The sequence below is a fragment of the Brakhagea slesvicensis genome (genome assembly GCF_052161625.1).
Taxonomy (GTDB): domain Bacteria; phylum Planctomycetota; class Planctomycetia; order Pirellulales; family Pirellulaceae; genus JBKCUI01.
The window spans coordinates 1624648-1644004 of sequence record NZ_CP197412.1; the positions used below are offsets into that span (position 1 = coordinate 1624648).

Genomic DNA, 19357 nt, shown 5'->3' on the forward strand with positions numbered 1-19357 from the left:
GCTGCTGCGCACTTCCTGGCCAAGTCGACTGCAACTCTGTCCAAGTTGCCCCCAATCCCGCGTCCACAGCCCCATTCTTCCCCCCGATCGCCCGTGCCCCCCGCGCCGATCGCCCCGGGTAGATGGGTGCCTTCCACTAGCTACGATTAGGATAGATGGGTGCCTACGATTAAGAACGCTGTCCAAATGATCCCCATAGATTATGGTGAATAGGTGGGTGCCTTCTTTGGTCGGTCCAAATTGGCCCCAAATCCCGCATCCGCAGCCCCATTCTTCCCCCCGATCGCCCGTGCCCCCCGCGCCGATCGCCCCGGGTAGATGGGTGCCTTCCACTAGCTACGATTAGGATAGATGGGTGCCTACGATTAAGAACGCTGTCCAAATGATCCCCATAGATTATGGTGAATAGGTGGGTGCCTTCTTTGGTCGCTAATAGATGGGTGCCACCTATGGTGCTGCCATAGGTGGGTGCCTTCTATGGTGCCTTCTATGGTGTTCTATGTTGAATAAGAACTATCCATCGACGGAGCGGGCTTCGACGGTGCAATGATTCGCAAACTCGAGTCGCCAGATGGACCGGCCATGACTGTTTTTACGCCGCGCAAGAAGCCACGCGAAGATGTAGCGATTCCTGCAGATCAATTCGAAGTAGTCACGAACGCGAACGGAGAAACATGCGTGCGCTGCCCTGCAGCGCAGCTTTCGCATTACAAACAGGTAGAGCCCAGCGGTACGACCTATCGATTTGCCAAAGCCACATGCGCTGGCTGCCCTCTTGCTTCCCAATGTCATCGATCGAAAGAGAATTCTCCGTTCGGTCGTTCGGTGATGAAAAGTGAGTATGAAGCCGAACATCAGCGGATACGAGATCGCAGCCGGACGGATCGCTTTGCCGAGGTGCGCAAGGCTCATCCGGCCATCGAGCGCAAGCTCAACGCGTTGGTCAATCACCATGGTGCGCGTCGGTCTCGTTATCGAGGCAAAGACAAAGTTCCGATCCAGATGTTTGGAACGGCCATGGTTTTCAACATGAAGCGATTGATCAAACTAATCGCATCAGCAAGGGACATTCCGTCTGCACAACCCGCCGGAGCGTAAGTGGAGGAGAAGTAGTTCGATTAAGGGCGAGAAACCCCACAATAGACGCAATTCCGAGCATCTGTAATCCATTAATCGATCGCACAAAACGACCGACCAACAATAAACAGCTGCGATCGAAAGTTCAGAACACCTTCGACCCAAATAGAACTGCGTGAAATGCTACTATCGCAACAGTCTCTATCGGCTGACTGTTAAACAATATTTCGCAACTACGTTTTCGAAGAGCGCTAGCGGCTGACGGAAAAACAATTTTCGGTGTATCGCTGTCTATTTCAACGTCATGCGCCGCGCGATCTCACCTTTTTTGAATTGATACGAAACCTTTTCCATCGGTGACCATTGGACAGCGAGCGAGTTTTCTTGCTTGTCCACGACATCGATCAAGATCTTATTGACAATCCAAAGCTCAGGATTCTCTCGATCCAATTTGGGCGGAGTTAATTCAAAATGAAGCCAAAGCCATCCTTTCTCCGTCTCCTTCCCAATCCACTGCATGCTAGAAACGAAGGGATTGGCTTCCTTGGATTCCATTCTCGCTTTGGCGTCGCTGGACTTCGAATCTTTGGGTAGTGCGAGAAAAAAGAATTCACCCTGCAGGAACTCCGAAATGGTTTTCTCAAATTCCGGGTCCTCAGCGCTACAGCCCTTCTGAAGTTCCGCGAGCTGATTATCCGATAGCGGCCGCGTGACGCCAGCAAGCCGCCAATGCTTCATGGCTCGCTCCAGATCCTGCGGGTGGAGCCGAAGCGATACCTCCCAAACCTTGGATTGGGAGTTCCAAGCCATTTGACCGACGCAGATATGGTAGGGGTGCGCAACTGCTTGATCGGTACCGATCAAGCAGGCGAGTCCTATCATTAACGCGGCTAGTAGCCAACGACGCGTGTTACAATCCTTCAGGCGCCAAGCGATCACTTGTCGGCCCCCACTGCAGCTGCTTCCTTCTTTTTCTTCTTCTTTCGCTCTTCCCTTAGCTCTTTCTTTTTCTTCTTTGCGGCTTCATCGTCGTTCTTCACCGTCGGCTCAGGCTTCTTCGCCTCCTTTCCATCGATAGTGGGCGAAGCATCCTCTTTCACTTCAGGCTTCTTCGGCGAATCCTCCGCTTCTTTCGCTTCGGACTTGGCTTTCTCCGCTTTCGCTTTCGCTTCTTCCAATCGCTTTGCTCGTTGCATTGGATTTTCCTCGCCGCCCGCCGCTCCTCCGCGTCCAACACGTCCGCCTTTGAAAAGTTGGAATCGAGTCGGTTCGAATCGAGCTGGGAAGTAGTTGTTGGAACGGTCGATATCTGCCGTCTCGCGATACGGATCCAACTCGATTTCTTTGATTGCTTTCTCCGCGACGAAGAACGTGTCGCATTGCAAGTTATTCACTCGCCAGATCTCGGCGGGAATACGAATCTCCTTAGTGGTATCGTCTGTGTAGGTCACCAGGAGGATGATCGGCATGATCAAACCACCTTCGTTCTTCAGTGCGACACGGCAATAGCGATCAGTGCTTTCGAAGACTGCTCGCTCCTTATCGCTCAATTCCGACTTGAACTTCTCAAACGCCTTGCGCTGCTCGTCGGTCACTTCGTTCGGGTTGTAGGTGTTGTAGAAATCCTTGAGCTCTGGAAATTCGTCGACTCGACGTTTCATGCCTTCGTTTCGCTGTTCGGAAAGCGACTTGCGGCGGCTTTCTTTTTTCTGCTTAGCAATCTCGGCATTTTCGTCGGGTGAGTTGGTGTCGAGCTCAAAAATCTCGACCTTGTCCATTGCGATATCGCAATGCTCAGTGGTATAGAACCATCCTCGCCAAAACCAATCCAAGTCAACTCCAGACGCATCCTCCATGGTTCGGAAGAAGTCAGCGGGCATTGGTCGTTTGAATTTCCATCGGACCGAGTACTCGCGAAAAGCGAAATCAAAAAGTTCGCGCCCCAGCACCGTTTCTCTCAATACGTTCAGAGCCGTGGCAGGTTTGGTGTAGGCATTCGGGCCAAACTGCATGATCGAATCGCTATTGGTCATGATCGGAACTTGCTCGGTGCTTTGCATGTAGGGGACGATGAACTCGGGTTCCCCACGTTGCGACGGATACTTGTCCTCCCACTCTTGTTCAGCAAGGTACTGCAGGAACGTGTTGATTCCCTCGTCCATCCACGACCACTGTCTTTCATCGCTATTGACGATCATGGGAAAGTAGTTGTGCCCGACTTCATGGATCACGACCGAGATCAATCCATACTTGGTGGCCGATGAATAGGTACCGTCTTCTCGTGGACGAGGTCCATTGAAGCAAATCATCGGGTATTCCATTCCCCCGATAGGTCCATTGACGCTGATGGCAATGGGATAGGGATAGTCGAAGCTGTATCGGCTGTAGACGTTCAGAGTGTGGATGATGGCATGCGTGCTGTATTTGCTCCAAAGCGGTTCCCCTTCATTGGGGTAGTAGCTCATTGCCAAGGTCTCGTTTCCGTTAACGTCATGTCCCTGCGCATCCCAAATAAATTTCCGGCTCGAGGCGAATGCAAAGTCTCGAACGTTTTCGGCATGGTAAACCCAAGTCTTTGTTTCCTTGGCCTTCTCCTTTTCATTTTCTTTGGCTTCTTCGGGAGTGACGACGAAGATCGGTTTAGGCGACTTCTTTGCCTCTTCCAGTCGATTGCGTTGTTTCTCTGTCAAAACCTCATTCGCATTTTGAAGGACGCCCGTTGAGGCGACGATATGATCTGCGGGTGCGGTGATGCGAACGATGTAATCACCGAATTCGAGGGTGAACTCTCCTTGCCCCAGGTACTGTTTGTGTTGCCATCCGTTCACATCGGTGAAAGCGGCCAAGCGAGGGAACCACTGTGCGATTTCGTAGAGATAATTCCCGTCCTTTTCGAAGTACTCGTAGCCAGCTCTTCCTCCTAAAAGCCTTGCATTGTTGATCTTGTAGTTCCATTTCACTTTGAACTGAAAGACCTCTCCCGAGGGCAACGGCGACTTGAGATCGATTCGCATCATCGTATCCACGACCTTGTGGGGGATCGCGTTGCCTTGCATGTCCGTGACCGTCTCGATGTTGCAGCCACCTTCAAACGACTGCCTCAGTTTGATCGCTTCGATCTCGCCCGTTGAGACTCGGCCTTGCGAGCCTCCGAAGCGCCCCGAACGGGTTTTGTTGGCATCGCTATCCGGTTTAAAGATATTGGGATCGAGCTGCAACCAGAGATACTTCAAACCATGAGGAGATTGGTTGTGGTAGCGGATCGATTCCAAGCCAAAGATGGTTTGCTTTTCATCATCGAGCGTCACATCGATGTTGTAATCGACCTTCTGCTGCCAATAGTCTGGGCCAGGTTCCCCTGTAGCAGCACGGTACGAGTTGGGGGTGGGAAGAATCTCTTCCAACTGACGGAACTTGTCTTCCTGTCCGTATTTTTTATTTGCAAATGGCTGCGCCCACAGCGTGCTACCGCTCACGGCCAACCATCCAACGACGAAGCAACAAAGAATCTTCGAATAGGTATTCATGGGGACTCGATCAACGAGGAAAAGGGGAGAATGCTAAGCAGTTGGGAGGAATCTGGACCCGGAGAGAGAGGGCAAAAGCCGATCCAGATGGGAGTTTAGTATAGTTCCCCGGCTAGCGTATTTCCTAGCGCTGGCGGAAAAGGAAATTGCCTACGAAAAAACCCTGCAATTCGCGAGGAAATGCAGGGTTTTTAGCAATCGGGCCGGGGAGATTCGAACTCCCGACCTCTACCACCCCAAGGTAGCGCGCTAATCCAGGCTGCGCTACGGCCCGATTTTTCCCAGCTCGACCAAGGCTGACTACGATTTGCGTTGCAAATCGCGGATTGACTCCCGGCTTTACTGGAACGGAGAAGTGTAATCCAAGATCCTGCTACCGCCAAGAGCATCGGCTCCCTGAAAGCATCCTAAGCATGCCAGCCCCTCGATCCGCTACCCTGGTTTTCCCACACCAACTCTTCCACAACCTGACGGAGAAATTCCCAGCGACCGATACCTTCTGGATCGAAGACCCTTTGTATTTCTCCCAATATCCCTTCCATCGCCAGAAACTCATGCTTCATCGGGCGTCCATGCGATGGCACTTCGATCATGCTGCGGTTCCCAAAGGTGGACGGAAACATTATGTCGAAGCCCACACCCTCCCCTCGACTCAGGATCTGGCCCAAGCATTGGTAGAGCAGCAGATCTCCGAGGCGCATATGATCGACCCCGAGGATGATTTTCTGTCCCGCCGCATTGGATCTGCTCTTCACACTGCTGGAATTCGATTGACCATCCATCCATCCCCCAATTTCATTACCCCAATCGCCGAAATCGAACGCTGGACCGAGGGAAAGAAAAAGTACTTCTTTACAAACTTCTACATCGAGCAACGGAATCGATTGCGATTGCTTCTCGACGAGGATGGAAAGCCGGTCGGTGGCAAATGGAGTTTCGATACCGACAACCGTAAAAAGCTTCCCAAAGAGATTAACCTTCCTGCTATCGAGAACCCCGCGCCCAGCCCCTACTCCAAGGAGGCGAGCGAGTACATCCGCCATCGTTTTCCCCATGCGATCGGCGATGACCTTGCATTGATGTATCCGTTTCATGAAACGGACGCCCATCGTTGGCTCCTCCGCTTTCTCGATGAACGCCTAGCCCAATTCGGCGACTTCGAAGACGCAATCGATCGCGAGGCTTCCGTCCTGTTTCACTCGGTACTCACCCCAATGCTCAACATCGGATTGATCGGTCCCGAGACGATTATCGAAGAGGCCATGAAGCGTCGAGCCGATGTGCCATTGAATTCCCTCGAAGGATTTCTTCGGCAAGTGATCGGATGGCGAGAGTACATGCGGCTCGTCTATCGAAAACTAGGTCGGCTCCAACGGACTTGTAACTACTGGGGGCATCACCGACCGATGCCCCAATCATTCTACAACGGTACCACGGGGATCGAGCCGGTGGATGTGGTCATTCGGCGAACACTCCGGACAGGCTACTGCCATCACATCGAGAGGCTGATGATACTCGGTAATTTCATGTTGCTTTGCGAAATCGATCCGGATGCCATTTACCAATGGTTCATGGAGTTATTCGTCGATTCTTACGATTGGGTGATGGTACCGAATGTCTATGGCATGAGTCAGCACGCTGATGGTGGGATGATCACAACCAAACCCTATATCAGCGGCTCCTCCTATGTGCTCAAGATGAGCAACTTCAAGAAAGGAGACTGGTGTGAAGTCTGGGATGGACTTTATTGGCGATTCATGCATCTACATCGTTCGTACTTTGAACGCAATCCACGGATGAGCGTTATGACCAAGCAGCTTGATAAAATGGGACCTAAATTCGATCGTCACCTCGAAGTTTCCGAAGGTTTCCTGCAGAGATTGCAATAGTCGCACTTCGCGGTGCAGGTGTCGATCCGCCAAAGTGGTATCGCTACAGGCCGATAGGGTTGTTCGTACTATTTCTCTTCTTGTTCGATGGCTTGTTACCCTCCGCCATGAACATCTTACCGTTGGATATATCGCGGGGTCAGGTAGGTGTCCTCATCGAACACCTCTTGATCGCATCGATCTTAGCATCCCTTCTGTTTCCAAGCTGGATACTGGGGACGCTCGTTGCATCTCTCTTTCTTGCAATTGCTCCGGTCGAAGATAACAATCTTGGTAGGCAAGAGCGTTCGGAGCTACCGATAACAAGGGGACTGACCAATCAAATCCCCCATCACCTCGAAGTATCGCGGGAAGGTCTTGTTCGTGCACCGAGGATCCAAAATCGTGATGCCTGGCGTTCGCATGCCGATCAAAGCGAAGCTCATCGCCATACGGTGGTCATGGTAGGTTTCCAACACGGCTGGGTGGTAGGCTCCTGGTTGGATCGTCAGTCCGTCCTCGTGCTCGGTTACTTGAGCTCCGACTTTGCGAAGCTCTTTCGCCAGGTCGCCGATCCGATCGGTTTCTTTATGGCGATTGTGGGCCACCCCGCGTATACGCGTTGGTCCTTCTGCAAACATAGCAATCGGAGCCAAGGTTTGAACGGTATCGCTGATGGCATTCATATCAATATCGATTCCTCGCAACGGCTTGCCAATGACTTCGATAAAGTCCTCGCCGTAGATAGCTTCGCATCCCATCTTCTCAAGGACTTCCACGAAACCGACATCCCCTTGCAAAGCCCCTCGCGAAAGCCCTTGCACCCGCACTTTTCCACCGGTGATCGCAGCAGCCCCCCAAAAGTAACTTGCGGCCGAAGCGTCTGGCTCGATCGCATATTCGCAGCCACGATAGAACATCGGTGCATTGATTTGGTAATGCAGTTTAGCGGAGTTTTCAGATGGATGGCTCTCTACCGAGACGCCGAATGATTGCATGACGGCTGCTGTCATCTCCACATAAGGCTTGGAAACAAGCTCCCCGGTTACTTGTATCGTGATGGGTGCTCGCGCATAGGGGGATGCCATCATCATTCCGCTCAGGAACTGACTTGAGACGTTCCCTGCGACATGTGCGTCTCCCCCTTCAAGTCCCAAGCCGTGCACGCGTACAGGGGGGCAATTTGGATTGGATTCATTTTCGCTGCAAACATCTGCACCTAGCTCTCGCAACCCGTCGATGAGATCGGCGATGGGCCTCTCTCGCATACGGGGGACGCCGTCAAGTCGGTACTCGCCTTGCGTCGCGGCCAAGGCTGCGGTCAGGAATCGGATCGATGTTCCGCTATTCGCGATGTACAAGTCCCCGTGCGGCTTAGGTGGCTTGCCACCGCAGCCTTCGATTCTTACGACTTCCGATTGTTTGTCCCAATGCAGGGAGAGACCGAGGCTTTTCCAAGCCTCGATCATCACCTCGGTATCCTCGCTTTCGAGGACCCCCGACAGGATCGACGGCCCTTGAGCCATTGCAGCGCAGATCAACGCTCGGTTCGTGATGCTTTTGGAACCAGGGACATGCGCGTTCCCTCGAACAGGTGCAGCGACTGGTTCAAACTGAACAGATTGAGGTTTCACCGAAGATGTATCTGAAGTGAGAGTGGTGGGCAGCGGAATCTACTCTGCGATTTTCCATAGCGAGGAAACACTGCGCACAAACATTGCGTTACCGGATATGGCTGGCGAGCCGAGCACTTCTTCTCCCAGCGGATTGGCAGCCAGTTTCTCCCCACCATCTGCTCCCAGTTTCACCACCGAGCAAACGCCGTCTTGGGAGAATAGATAGAGCCGATCTCCAGCAATGACAGGCGAGGACCAAATGCTTCCCTCCGCGATGCGGAGTTGCCACAAGACCATACCGGTGTAGATATCGCTACAGACGAGCACCGTTCGATTGACGGTGTACATTCGACCGTCTTTGACGAGGGGTGAGCAAGCGTTCGAGTTGGCTTTGTTCGATGCCCAAAGTTTGCTGGGTGTTCCGGAACTGGAAAGATCGAAAGCGGTGATCCCGCCGGCGGGAACATAGAGTTTGTTTTCAAACACCAACGAAGATGGTACGGTCGAGCATCCCGTTTCCAATCGCCAGGCGATCGAGCCATCTTTCGGTTTCACGGCCAAGACATCCTCGCCTGAATGCATCACCACGAGCTTCTGACCATCCGCGTCGGTCATGGACGTCGGAGAGGACCAATTCGCCTTGGCGGGGCGATCGATCTTCCACAGCATCGCCCCCGTTGCGGCATCGAGTCCCGCGGCGAACGAGTCCCCTTGGCACTCGATTTGGATCACGCACACGCCATCGATGAGCAAAGGAGAGGAACTCATGCCCGTGTCGTTCGCAGCCTTAGGGAACTCCGAAGTCAGGGAGCGATACCACAGCAAATCCCCTTGGAGCGACACGCATGCCAAGTCATTGGAGCTGAAGAATGCGTAAACGTTTTTGCCGTCGGAGGCAGGGGTCGGCGCAGCGTTGGCGCTGGTCGGGTGCGAATAGGGGCGACCTCGCGCGATCAACTCTTGCTCCCAAAGCTTCTTGCCATCCTTCGCGTCAAAGCTGAGCACGAAGAGACGCCGTTGGTCCATCCCGCCGCTGCTGGTCGTGATGACTTGATCTCCAACGACAATCGCCCCCCCGACCGATCGGCCCGGGATATCTATTTTCCAAGCGACGTTCTTTTTCGTTTCCCCTCCGAACTCGACCGGCAGACTTACACCGGACAGAACCGGATTCGCTGTTTCGCCACGAAACTGAGGCCAATCGGCCAACGCATCGGGAAGCGGCAACACCAGGGGAACGACCGTCGCGGCCGAGCCCAAAAGAAACTGGAGGAAGGCTCGTTGGATTCGAAATGATTTCAAGGAAGACATGTCAGACGGTCCGGATGATAGGAATCGCGCGTTGGGTTGGAAGCGATGAAGTAGTTACGTAGATCCATTCGCATGCCGCAGATCAGTTCTTTGCGAGCGGCTGGATGGCCTTGCCTGTGGAGTCGGTGATGCGGACCATGAATTGGTAATTTTGTGCCCACGACTCTTTTTGCTCGTTTTGACAGAGCTTGATCAGAATTCGATTGAGCCCCTTTTTCAATTGAATCGGTTCGATGTATTGGTCGATCTGCGAAGCGGAGTGATAGACTTCGTTGGCCATCACCTGTTTGCCGTTCACCCAAGCCTTCTGACCGATGATAGAGCCAAGTCTCAGTTCTGCGGGTCCGTCGATCGGGGAATTGAATTCAGCCGTGGCGTAGACAATGCACCCCTTTTCGTTGTTGTAGAGTTTGGCCAGATCGACACTGCCGTCTTTGTCATCCGTTGTGTGTTCCATCCAACGGACTTCGCCGTGCTTCCCTTCATAAGTATCGGCGGTCTTGCCAGCGATCCAATCTGTTTCGACAGGAAATGCTTTGTTGAAGTTTTTGGTGCCGACGTGATCGAACGGCCCGATCAAACGAAAGGACTGGAGGAAGCCGAAGTGTTTGGCTTGATCAATCTCCTTTCCTGCATCCGCCAGCGATTTGATGATCGTCGAGACTTGATTGGGATGTCGTGCATTCTCGAGCAACCGGAGGAGGGGTTCGACTTCCTTCGTAGTCGGAAGGGCTGCGTCGATCGCTGCGAAGCGAAGCTCGGGGCTCGGGTCGTCTTGCATCCGCGCGAGCCAAGTCTTGCGTGATTCTGGATTCGATTGCGTGAGCCACTCGAATACCGTCGCTCGGGCTTCCCCGTCTTGGGATCGGTCTGCAAGGAAGCGTTCCAACGCGGCGTTCAGTTCCTGGGGAGGCTTCGACGCCAGCTCTTTTTTGTAGGCTTGGTTGGCGAACCCCATGAGCCAGTTCTTTCCGATCGGGGTGGCGCCTCGCATCGCTTCCAGAGTCTGGAGAAGCGTAAAAGTGCCCGAGGAGCGGAGCTGGGCGGCAAGTTTGCCCGCTTTCAATGTGTCGGAGTCCCCGACATCCATTTTGGCCAACTCCGCGAGCGAGGCAGGAACCGACGACTTCGATTCTTGTGCTGTCCCGGGTTGGAACAAAAGAGTCGAGCAAACCGCTGCACCGAAAAGGACTTGGATGCCCTGGAAAGAAGGGGCGGGAAAACGCATGAAACTCATCGAGGAAACCGCTTATGGAAGATGGAAACTCAGACTGCCATAGAGTATCAGATTTTGGAGGAAAAACCGAATCGGAATCGAGAAGGTCCGAGCGAATCGAACCAGTGCAATCGCCGCAGTGTGAGTCTACTTAACTTTTAAGGGGATTTTGGTATCCTGTAAGTCTCTTCGTCGAGACATTCTGTCGTGTTATCAGGTATCTTTATAGAGATACGGGGCCGCGATAGCGGTTCGATGGGGAACCTTTTCCAAAGGCTGCGCCTGCTGGCGATAGCGAGCACTCCTTCTGCAAGAAAGTTGAAATCAGGATCATGCGGTACGCATTCCGATTAGCAGAACTGTTAGGACATACCCCCGATCGAAGGAAGCGACCGGGAACGATCAAGGCGATAGTCGAATACACGGGATTGGACCGTCACCAAGTCGCTGCGTTGCTGAAGAACGAGGCTAAGTACATACCGATCGAAGCGTTGTCGCGCCTCTGTGATTACTTGATCGAACATGGGTATGCTCGCGCGGAAGAGCTCCCTGGCGCGCTGTTCGCCGTGACCCCCGAGAACTTTTGGGAGATGCTCGCCCGACGCAGCCGATTGGAGATTTGCGTTGGAGTCCGCAAGCCGCCCGACGATGAAAATGCCGACACCGCTTGGATCGTCGCTTCCGACAGTGTATTGGCGGGCGAAGTCCTCAATGGTGTCTCCACGTTGGGGGGAACGGCCAAGGCGGTTTCGGGCAAGAAGACGGCGGGCAAGGACGTTCCGCACATCGAGCACTTGCGACAAACGCTGGTTTGGAGTCCGGGGACCATGTCGACGGAGCAAGTCCACGCTCGGTCTCAGAATGTTTACGATGACTTTTCGGAGATGAATGGCGATAAGGCCATGGTCTGTTTGGGGTCGGTAAAAAGCAATCCGACTGTCGAGTTGGTGTTGGCGAATGCTTTTGGCTGCGATCCTTTCGTTTCCCAGGACGACGTGGAGAAGGCATCCGATCGCGCTTGCCCGTTCTTTCTCCGATATCGGGATCACGATCCCCATCCGCCAGCTTGCTCGGCCGGACGTCAGCTCAGCAAGTCGGAGAAGTCGACGGAGCCGGGACTTTATTACGAGAAAGCTGACGGAACTTGGGAGTTCGCAGGAGGAGCGACACCAGGTAAAGATGCAGCGCTGGTCTTTTATATCTTCCGAGAGTCTTTGGGGCGGCTAGAGATGGTCTTGAGCGGATTCTCTGGACGAGCCACGCGGTTGCTTGCAAGAACCTTGGCGCACCGCGCTGAGGACTTTTGGCCACCCACATTCCACGAGAATTATTTGCAGGTGGGCGCCTACCTCGTCCAGTACGAGGCGGAAGATACTGCGGACGCTTCGCTCGACGTCCTCGCGACCGACACGATGGCCAATGCGACGATCATTCCATTGCCCACCGAAGCGATTGCCAAACGATTAGGTAAAGGCCAGCCAGGTTGATGAATCCTACGGTTCCATCCTCGCACACTGCTGATTCGGGCCTAGCTAATTCGGGTACGTCTGAGTCGGGCAAATCCATGGATTTCGCTGGAGCGGAGTCGCCAGTCGACTTGTCGGTTCAGCTTGGTCGCCTGACGCTGGCTAACCCGGTGTTGGTCGCATCGGGAACGTTCGGATACGCGAAAGAGCTTGCTGGAGTGGTTCCGTTTGAACGTCTGGGTGGGGTGCTCCCCAAGACGATCACGCAGAATCCTCGACCGGGCAATGCCCCGTGGCGGACCGTCGAAACCAGTGCGGGGTTGCTCAACGCCATCGGTTTGGACAACGATGGCATCGATTATTTTCTAGCCAATCATTGGCCCTATCTCCGCTCTTGCGGCGCGACGGTGATTGTCAGCATTGCCGGCAAGAGCCTTGAGGACTTCATCGCACTTGCGGAACGATTGAACGAGGCGGAGGGACTTCAAGCCGTCGAGCTCAACGTATCGTGTCCTAATGTCGCCGGCGGAGTCGATTTCGGGACCGATCCAGTTCTATGCCGGAAAGTGGTCGAGGGGGTGCGAGGCGTGCTTGCATGCCCGATCATCACCAAACTGACCCCCAATGTGACGCGTATCGTCGATATCGCCAAAGCGGCCAAGGAAGGCGGGACCGATGCTGTTTCCTGCATCAACACCGTCCTTGGAATGGCTGTCGATTGGCGAAAATCTCGGCCATTGCTCGCCAACAACGTTGGAGGCCTCAGCGGTCCGGCGATCAAACCGATCGCGTTGCGTTGCGTGCACCAGGTTGCCAGTCAAGTCGATGTGCCGATCATTGGAGTCGGAGGCATCGCGAACCTTGACGACTGCATGGAGTTCATGGTCACAGGAGCCAGCGCCATCCAAGTCGGAACGGCCAACTACTACGATCCATTGGCCAGCATCCGGATCCTAGAGGGCTTGCCCGCGGCCATTGAGTCCCTTGGTAAGACTCGGGTGCAAGATATTGTTCGAACATTGCAGTTGAATCGATAACCCGTTTCTATCTTGGAACGGGTTCGGAACATTCCAAAAAACGAAACAAGGAATTCATGCGGGTACTAAGCGGAATACAACCGACGGGTCGGTTTCATTGGGGCAATTACTTCGGCGCGATCAAGCAGTACATCGAGTTGCAGCACGAGCACGAAGGTTATTACTTTATCGCCGATCTTCATGCGCTGACGACTGTTCGCGATGCAGCGGTGTTGCAAGGCTTCGTACGTGATGCCGCCTTGGATCTGTTGGCTCTCGGATTGGATCCTGCGAAAGCGACGTTGTTTGTGCAGTCGGATATTCCCGAGGTGTCGGAACTCTGTTGGCTGCTCATGACCGGGACTCCCCTAGGATTGCTGGAGCGTTGCCACGCCTATAAGGACAAAAAGGAGAAAGGTCTAAAAGCAGATGCGGGATTGTTCACCTATCCCGTTCTCATGGCGGCGGACATTTTGGCTTATGACGCGAACTGGGTTCCCGTTGGAGAGGATCAAGTCCAGCATATCGAGGTATGCCGCGATTTGGCCCGAAGCTTCAATGCCCATTACGGCGAAGTCTTCACGATGCCTGAAGCGAGGATCGTGGCAGATGCTGCCAAGGTGCCTGGAACCGATGGTGAGAAGATGAGCAAGAGCTACAACAATACCTTGGGGCTCTTCGAACCGGCCAAGGACCTGCGGAAGAAGATCATGCGGATCAGCACCGATTCGCGTCCGATGGAGGATCCCAAGGATCCAGAAACCGACCATCTGTTTCAGCTTTATCGACTCTTCGCGACGCCCGAACAGACCGAGGAAGTCCGCGCGATTTATTTGCGAGGTGGATTCGGCTACGGGGATATCAAAAAGCGACTTGCCGACGCTGCCGACGCCTATCTCGATCCTGCGCGTGCACGTCGAGCGGAATTAGAAGGGAACCCGGACCGAGTCGATCAAATCCTTCGCGAGGGGGCCGAGAGAGCCAGAGCGAGAGCCAGGGCGGTACTGGATCGAGCGCAGCGCGCCTGCGGGCTTGCCAGATAACGATTCAGCCAAACACCGGCGTTCCTCACCAACACCCTTACCGACACGAAAATCAAAATGCCAGACTACACCTACGCCGACCTTTCCAAGATGATCGACCACTCGCTGCTCAACCCAACGTTGACGGTGGAGCAATTGGAGTCGGGAATTGATTTGGCGATCGCGTACGATGTCGCGAGCATCTGCATTATGCCCTATTACCATCGACGTTGCGTCGAGCGGTTGCAGGGGACGACGGTTGCTCCGAGCAGCACGGTTGGGTTTCCGCATGGCGGGCACACGACGCGCACGAAGTTGATCGAAGCGGAGCAGCTGATCGAGGATGGATGTTTGGAGTTGGATATGGTCAGCAATATCAGCGCCGTGCTCAGCAGCAACTGGCGGCTGGTGAGTGAAGAGATCGGCGCCATAACCCGGTTAGCGCACGATGCCAATCGGAAGGTCAAAGTGATCTTCGAAAACTGCTACTTGAGCGATGCCCAGAAGATCGAACTCTGCAAGATTTGCTGCGAACACGGTGCCGACTGGGTCAAGACGAGCACGGGCTACGGTACGGGCGGTGCAACCCTTGAAGACCTGCGTTTGATGCTGGATCACGTTTCGGGGGGAGTGCAGGTGAAAGCAGCTGGTGGGGTTCGGGACTGCGATGCTCTCGTTCATGTACGGAGCATGGGAGTCACGCGTGTCGGAGCTTCGCGCACGGCAGAGATTCTCGGCGAGGCACGACAGCGACTGGGACTCGCTCCGATCAGCGTAGCCCCGTCCGCTTCAACTACCCCCGGCTACTAGCAACCGTTTCGTCACCAGTAACGTTTCGCTGCTAGTAATGCTTGCTGTGCCGCGTTCGCAACGTAACGACTGCAGATTTACCGCAGTTCCTTAATGCGAATATTTCGGAACTCGGTCCACATGGGCTTCCCGGCGTGCAATTGAAGGGCGATTACCCCTTCCGAGAGAGCCAACGCAGGATCATTGTCTGTGAAGTCGAGCACCAGCTTTCCATTCATGAAATGCTGGACGTTGTTGCCTTTGGCTCGAATGGTCACTTCATTCCAGTCGTTCAACTTGAACAGCTTTTCGTAGGCAGCGGCATCCATCAATGTCTCTTGGACCTTTTTGCCATCCTTCTCCCAGGATGCTTTTTCGCCGGTCAAACAGATACGGCCCCGTTTCCCACCTTCGTCGTAGATGAAGCCCGACACGTTGGGGAACTTCACCTCGTTGCGCAGTTCGTGTTGGTATCCCCGGACCACCCATTTGTTCTTCGCCGAGTTATCGGTGATGTGTTTGGAGCGGTATTGGATGCCCGAGTTGTTATCGGCGGTGCATCGGAATTCAAGTTTGAGCTCAAAATCCTTCGGCTTTCCTTCGGTCCAGATCAGGAACGTATTCCCTTTGGCTGGATTCTCGGCTGTGGTTTCGCCGTGAATGATTCCATCCTTAACCGACCAGTACGCCGGATCGCCGTTCCAGCCCGTGAGATCTTTGCCGTTGAAGAGCTGCCGATAATCGTCTCCGGAAGCCGCGGGGGTCGACGATTGTGCGTACAGAGGTTGGCAAAGTGCAGCGAATGCCAATGCGAGTAGTGTTCTACGAATCATAGTAAATCCTGCTGGAGAGTTCAGGTGGTGAAGGGTGAATACAGCGGGCGTGTATTGTAGTTGACAAAATCGTGGGCGGTTCGCCGAAAGTGGGCGCGAAGTTCAAACGGATAAACCGTGGGAATGAAATCGAGGAATCGCCAATCACTTGGATTGGGGTATGATCCAAAGTTCCGATTCACCTCGCAACAAGAGTTGATCTTGAGTTGGAACCAGGGTGGACCGAACCGTGAGATCGGTTTCGATGGTTGCCAATTGCTCGAACTCTCGGCTCGCTCGCAGGACTTGGACCGATCCGGTGTGGGAGACGTTTACCAGCAAGTCACCGAGGATGATCGGCGATCCGGAGTAGTCTCCACCAATGCGTTTGTTCCACAGGACCTTGCCATCCGTCGCATCGACACACGAAACAATTCCAGCATCGCTCCATAGATAGAGCGTATCGCCGGTAGCGAGCGGGGAAGGAACATAGGGGGCCGATCGAGTCACGCGGAATCGTTCTTTTTTCTGAGCCAGATCGAACGCGACGAGACGATTGTCGCGTCCTCCGCCCGAACCATGCGTTCCGAGCAGCAGATCCCCTGCGATGACCGAAGAGGAGCAAACGCGCTGCGTAAAGCAATCATGATTCCATAGAATTTCCCCCGTCGCGGGATGGACTCCAAACATTCCTTGCAAAGTCGTGCTGCATACAAGCTCCTTTTTCCCGTCGTGTTCCCAGACCGCAGGGACTCCGTAGCAAACGCGCGATGTAGGAAGTTTGGTCTCCCATCGGGTTTCACCTGTGCGAAAGTCGACCGCGGTGATGCGATCAAAACCGGGAGCCACTCCAGCGGGCAACTCCTCGGAGTCTTGGCTATTGAGGAGAATGATTACGTCATCCACCCGAATGGGAGATGTTCCAAAACCATGTTGCGAAACATACCTTCCGAAGTCCCTGCTCCAGACCTCTTCTCCGGTGTGAGTGAACGCTTTGAGAAACGTATGTTCTGGGTCGGCCCAAGCAAAGTAGGCATGGTCCGCGTCGACGCAAGGGGTGGACGAGGCGTACGAACTGAACTTGTGCAACGCGTGAACCTGCGACTCGAATGACTTGCTCCAAGCCACTGCACCCTTACTCAAATCGACGGCCATTGCATAGCGGGCAGCCGATTTCGGGTCCGCGGACATCAAAAATGCGCGATCTCCCCAAACGGCAGGTGAACCGTGCCCGCTTCCTGGCAAAGGAACCTTTTTGACCGATTCGTTTTTCCAAGGCATCGAAACGCCGTTCGCGGGCGCTACACCTTGCCCGTTCGGCCCTCGAAAGCGAGACCATGTTTCGAATTTTTCCTCTGCATAACAAACTGGTGCACCCAAGACCGAACCAGCAGCGATGGCGAACAACCACGACGCGCTAGTCGACTTCAGCCGGGTTAAATGACCGTAGAGTCCTGCGATGGCCAGTGCTAAGAAAATCAATCCGAGTCCATACCACACGGGAGCGGGGACTCCCATCAGTAGGATTTGCGAGAACCATTGATAGGCAAACGCGCAGAGCCCGATAAATCCACCATACAGGGTGGTGAAGATCGCGAGGAGGAGCATCGACCAGCGGCGTCTCGCTTGTGCGACCTCCAAGGTTTCGGTTTCTGCGTTGCTGGTATTCTCGTGAAACATCGTACGGCACTGGTGGGTAGGGGGGAGCGGGGAGGGAACTGTCGCTGGGAGTGTCAGTTCGCTTGCATGGCGCGGCGCAGGAGTTGTGCGATGGAGCGAACGCCATCGGTGCGAAGCAATCCAACGCGGTAGATCCTGCCGGCCAGAACGACCATCCCCATTGTACTCGCAATCATGAGGATGGCGGCGGCGATCGGTTGCCAAACGGGAATCGCGACCCCGGTTGCCAATCGAAGGACCATGGTCAATGGACAGCTCGGGGGGAAGAAACTCAGGGCGGTAGCGACCGTACCGTTTGGATCCCGGACCGCGATGAACCAAACCATGACCGGAGCCATCAACACCATCCAGACCGGCAGCAGCAGGGCCTGGGCTTCTTTCAATTCATTGACCGAGGCGCCGACCACTAGAAAGATCGAACTGAAGAAGAGGACCCCGAGAATTTGAAAGAGCAAAAACCAAGGGATCAGGGGGAGGGAGACCGAGGACAACATATCTTGTTGATTGAGGACAAAGATGCCGCCGGCCCCGTACAGAACAAAGATCACCAAGGAGCCCGCGACATTCCCAAGGAGTTTTCCTCCCATCAATTGGGTGGGAGTCACCGCTCCGATGAGGACTTCGGAGATGCGAAGTGATTTCTCTTCCATCGCGCTTTCCAGCATCGGCTGCGCAGCCATGAGAATCACCATGAACATGAGCATCATGACCCCAAAGGGCAAGAACATCGACTTGAGTGCGTCGATGGGAGACTGTGGTTTGCCTTCGCTCGACTTGTCGATGGGTTTACTCGCGGCGATATCAACTCGGGATTCCAACAGTTTTAGAACGGCGGGGTCGATCGAATCGAGTTGGAATTGCTGAATCCTCTCGGCCCGTACGACTTGGCTTAACAACTGCGAGCACCAAAGTCGCGCCTCGCTCATCATCGCATCGTTCGCATAAAAGACCGGTTGCTCAGCGGATGCCGTTGATCCCGGTGATACCGGTGGCTGCAGCAAAGTCTCGGGGATCTCCAACAGCGCGTACACGTCTCCTTGACGGATTTGATTGGAGTAAGCAAGTCGAGATTCAGCGTCGAGTTGAGGTTGATCCGAGGCAGAGAAAATCCATTTATCCGCGTTGCCACCGAAAGGGGACTGCATGGCCCCCTCTTCTTGTCCTGGGTTGGAATCGAGGTGTGTTGCGCGGGCCGCTGCAGCGTCTTCCAGCACTTTCAAAATCCGACCGGTGCCATCGGCGACGACGATCTTCAGTTCTCGACCACCTCCTATTTTTTGAAGAAGGGGCATGAGGAAGAGGCTGCCAAACATGAGTACTGGCATCATCACCATGCTGAACAAGAAAGCTTTTGTTCCAACCATCGCGACATATTCGCGATAGGCGATGATCCAGAGCTTGGTCATGGTTAACCTAGTGGGTTTAATCTTGGTGCACGAGTTTGTTTAGCTCCTTGCGCATCGACTCTTTCATAAACTCGTCGAGGGCAGCTAGACCGGGATCTTTATCTGCCAAGCTCGAGCGCGAGATGATGAGTCGCGCCGAAACAGCGACTACGTCCCCTTTGGTACCAGCCGCCTTGATCGTCACAGTTCCGTCGTCGCTTTTGAGAATCTCAGCTTGAATCTCAAGCGACTGCCCTGGTTCCATGAAGTCCGCGAATTTGACGTTGCGAGCTTCTTTGAGAGTGAGCAGGGAATGGCGAAACTGATCCGACGATCGGATCAACCAGCAGGAGGCTTGGAAGAGAGCTTCCAACATCAGCACCCCGGGCATCACTTTGAAAAGGGGAAAGTGGTCGCGCAGGTAGTCTTCGTTGCCATGGACGGTCAAGGTGGCTCGAATGCTCTTTCCCGGTTGGATTTCGAGAATGCGATCAAGCTGCCGAAAGCGCATTTGGGTTTCTGTGGCCATGGCGAGAAAAATTCGTGGTGTGGTATTCGCGGAAACTGCCGGA

The 19357-nt window shown here is 54.2% G+C and carries 15 protein-coding genes and 1 tRNA gene; 6 read left to right on the forward strand and 10 right to left on the reverse strand.

Annotated features, from left to right (window positions below; all coding sequences use genetic code 11):
• Positions 1 to 546 precede the first annotated feature (546 nt).
• Positions 547 to 1098 carry a transposase gene (locus tag SH467x_RS06330; protein ID WP_482370436.1) on the forward strand — a complete coding sequence of 184 codons (552 nt, stop codon included), beginning with the start codon at positions 547 to 549 and terminating at the stop codon, positions 1096 to 1098.
• Between the two features lie 270 nt (positions 1099 to 1368).
• On the opposite strand, the gene SH467x_RS06335 is transcribed toward SH467x_RS06330, so the two are convergent.
• The 3 genes from SH467x_RS06335 to SH467x_RS06345 form a co-directional block, all read right to left on the reverse strand.
• A complete protein-coding gene (locus tag SH467x_RS06335) occupies positions 1369 to 2016 on the reverse strand; it encodes a DUF6702 family protein (RefSeq protein WP_482370437.1) in 648 nt (215 codons plus the stop codon).
• Positions 2013 to 4604, reverse strand: a complete 2592-nt coding sequence (locus SH467x_RS06340; protein ID WP_482370438.1) for a M1 family metallopeptidase — start codon at positions 4602 to 4604, stop codon at positions 2013 to 2015. Before SH467x_RS06340 ends, SH467x_RS06335 begins: the two co-directional genes overlap by 4 nt.
• A 198-nt stretch (positions 4605 to 4802) precedes the next feature.
• A tRNA-Pro gene (locus SH467x_RS06345) sits at positions 4803 to 4878 on the reverse strand.
• 139 nt (positions 4879 to 5017) lie between these two features.
• Here SH467x_RS06345 and SH467x_RS06350 point away from each other — a divergent pair.
• Complete coding sequence (locus SH467x_RS06350) at positions 5018 to 6493, forward strand: cryptochrome/photolyase family protein (protein WP_482370439.1); 1476 nt, start codon at positions 5018 to 5020, stop codon at positions 6491 to 6493.
• A gap of 293 nt (positions 6494 to 6786) precedes the next feature.
• Here SH467x_RS06350 and aroA read toward each other — a convergent pair whose 3' ends face one another.
• The 3 genes from aroA to SH467x_RS06365 form a co-directional block, all read right to left on the reverse strand.
• On the reverse strand, positions 6787 to 8106 hold the full coding sequence (aroA, locus tag SH467x_RS06355) for a 3-phosphoshikimate 1-carboxyvinyltransferase (protein ID WP_482370440.1): 1320 nt from the start codon (positions 8104 to 8106) through the stop codon (positions 6787 to 6789).
• Positions 8107 to 8145: 39 nt separating this feature from the next.
• On the reverse strand, positions 8146 to 9399 hold the full coding sequence (locus SH467x_RS06360; protein ID WP_482370441.1) for an outer membrane protein assembly factor BamB family protein: 1254 nt from the start codon (positions 9397 to 9399) through the stop codon (positions 8146 to 8148).
• An 82-nt stretch (positions 9400 to 9481) separates the two neighbouring features.
• Positions 9482 to 10627: a HEAT repeat domain-containing protein gene (locus SH467x_RS06365; RefSeq protein ID WP_482370442.1), complete on the reverse strand. Its 1146-nt coding sequence runs from the start codon at positions 10625 to 10627 to the stop codon at positions 9482 to 9484.
• Between the two features lie 320 nt (positions 10628 to 10947).
• Here SH467x_RS06365 and SH467x_RS06370 point away from each other — a divergent pair, with 320 nt between their 5' ends.
• The 4 genes from SH467x_RS06370 (at position 10948) to deoC (ending at position 14929) form a co-directional block, all read left to right on the forward strand.
• Entirely contained in the window at positions 10948 to 12102 is a 1155-nt protein-coding gene (locus SH467x_RS06370) for a helix-turn-helix domain-containing protein (RefSeq protein WP_482370443.1), read from the forward strand.
• 77 nt (positions 12103 to 12179) lie between these two features.
• A complete protein-coding gene (locus SH467x_RS06375; protein ID WP_482370444.1) occupies positions 12180 to 13118 on the forward strand; it encodes a dihydroorotate dehydrogenase in 939 nt (312 codons plus the stop codon).
• A 56-nt stretch (positions 13119 to 13174) separates the two neighbouring features.
• Positions 13175 to 14140, forward strand: coding sequence for a tryptophan--tRNA ligase (gene trpS / locus SH467x_RS06380; RefSeq protein WP_482370445.1), 966 nt, complete (start codon positions 13175 to 13177; stop codon positions 14138 to 14140).
• A 57-nt stretch (positions 14141 to 14197) separates the two neighbouring features.
• Positions 14198 to 14929, forward strand: coding sequence for a deoxyribose-phosphate aldolase (gene deoC / locus SH467x_RS06385; protein WP_482370446.1), 732 nt, complete (start codon positions 14198 to 14200; stop codon positions 14927 to 14929).
• 77 nt (positions 14930 to 15006) lie between these two features.
• On the opposite strand, the gene SH467x_RS06390 is transcribed toward deoC, so the two are convergent.
• The 4 genes from SH467x_RS06390 to SH467x_RS06405 all read right to left on the reverse strand — a co-directional run bounded on the left by SH467x_RS06390 (position 15007) and on the right by SH467x_RS06405 (position 19314).
• Positions 15007 to 15741: a 3-keto-disaccharide hydrolase gene (locus SH467x_RS06390; protein WP_482370447.1), complete on the reverse strand. Its 735-nt coding sequence runs from the start codon at positions 15739 to 15741 to the stop codon at positions 15007 to 15009.
• A gap of 144 nt (positions 15742 to 15885) precedes the next feature.
• Positions 15886 to 17400 (reverse strand): outer membrane protein assembly factor BamB family protein, encoded by a 1515-nt coding sequence (locus SH467x_RS06395; RefSeq protein WP_482370448.1) that lies wholly within the window; start codon positions 17398 to 17400, stop codon positions 15886 to 15888.
• A 53-nt stretch (positions 17401 to 17453) separates the two neighbouring features.
• On the reverse strand, positions 17454 to 18806 hold the full coding sequence (locus tag SH467x_RS06400) for an ABC transporter permease (protein WP_482370449.1): 1353 nt from the start codon (positions 18804 to 18806) through the stop codon (positions 17454 to 17456).
• 16 nt (positions 18807 to 18822) lie between these two features.
• Entirely contained in the window at positions 18823 to 19314 is a 492-nt protein-coding gene (locus SH467x_RS06405) for a 3-hydroxyacyl-ACP dehydratase FabZ family protein (RefSeq protein WP_482370450.1), read from the reverse strand.
• Positions 19315 to 19357: the final 43 nt, after the last annotated feature.

Excerpts from the sequence above, each read along its gene's own strand:
- SH467x_RS06330 (WP_482370436.1), top strand. The coding sequence starts at position 547 with ATGATTCGCAAACTCGAGTCGCCAGATGGACCGGCCATGACTGTTTTT.
- SH467x_RS06340 (WP_482370438.1), bottom strand. The coding sequence starts at position 4,604 with ATGAATACCTATTCGAAGATTCTTTGTTGCTTCGTCGTTGGATGGTTG.
- SH467x_RS06350 (WP_482370439.1), top strand. The coding sequence starts at position 5,018 with ATGCCAGCCCCTCGATCCGCTACCCTGGTTTTCCCACACCAACTCTTC.
- SH467x_RS06360 (WP_482370441.1), bottom strand. The coding sequence starts at position 9,399 with ATGTCTTCCTTGAAATCATTTCGAATCCAACGAGCCTTCCTCCAGTTT.
- SH467x_RS06365 (WP_482370442.1), bottom strand. The coding sequence starts at position 10,627 with ATGCGTTTTCCCGCCCCTTCTTTCCAGGGCATCCAAGTCCTTTTCGGT.
- SH467x_RS06370 (WP_482370443.1), top strand. The coding sequence starts at position 10,948 with ATGCGGTACGCATTCCGATTAGCAGAACTGTTAGGACATACCCCCGAT.
- SH467x_RS06375 (WP_482370444.1), top strand. The coding sequence starts at position 12,180 with ATGGATTTCGCTGGAGCGGAGTCGCCAGTCGACTTGTCGGTTCAGCTT.
- trpS (WP_482370445.1), top strand. The coding sequence starts at position 13,175 with ATGCGGGTACTAAGCGGAATACAACCGACGGGTCGGTTTCATTGGGGC.
- deoC (WP_482370446.1), top strand. The coding sequence starts at position 14,198 with ATGCCAGACTACACCTACGCCGACCTTTCCAAGATGATCGACCACTCG.
- SH467x_RS06390 (WP_482370447.1), bottom strand. The coding sequence starts at position 15,741 with ATGATTCGTAGAACACTACTCGCATTGGCATTCGCTGCACTTTGCCAA.
- SH467x_RS06395 (WP_482370448.1), bottom strand. The coding sequence starts at position 17,400 with ATGTTTCACGAGAATACCAGCAACGCAGAAACCGAAACCTTGGAGGTC.
- SH467x_RS06400 (WP_482370449.1), bottom strand. The coding sequence starts at position 18,806 with ATGACCAAGCTCTGGATCATCGCCTATCGCGAATATGTCGCGATGGTT.
- SH467x_RS06405 (WP_482370450.1), bottom strand. The coding sequence starts at position 19,314 with ATGGCCACAGAAACCCAAATGCGCTTTCGGCAGCTTGATCGCATTCTC.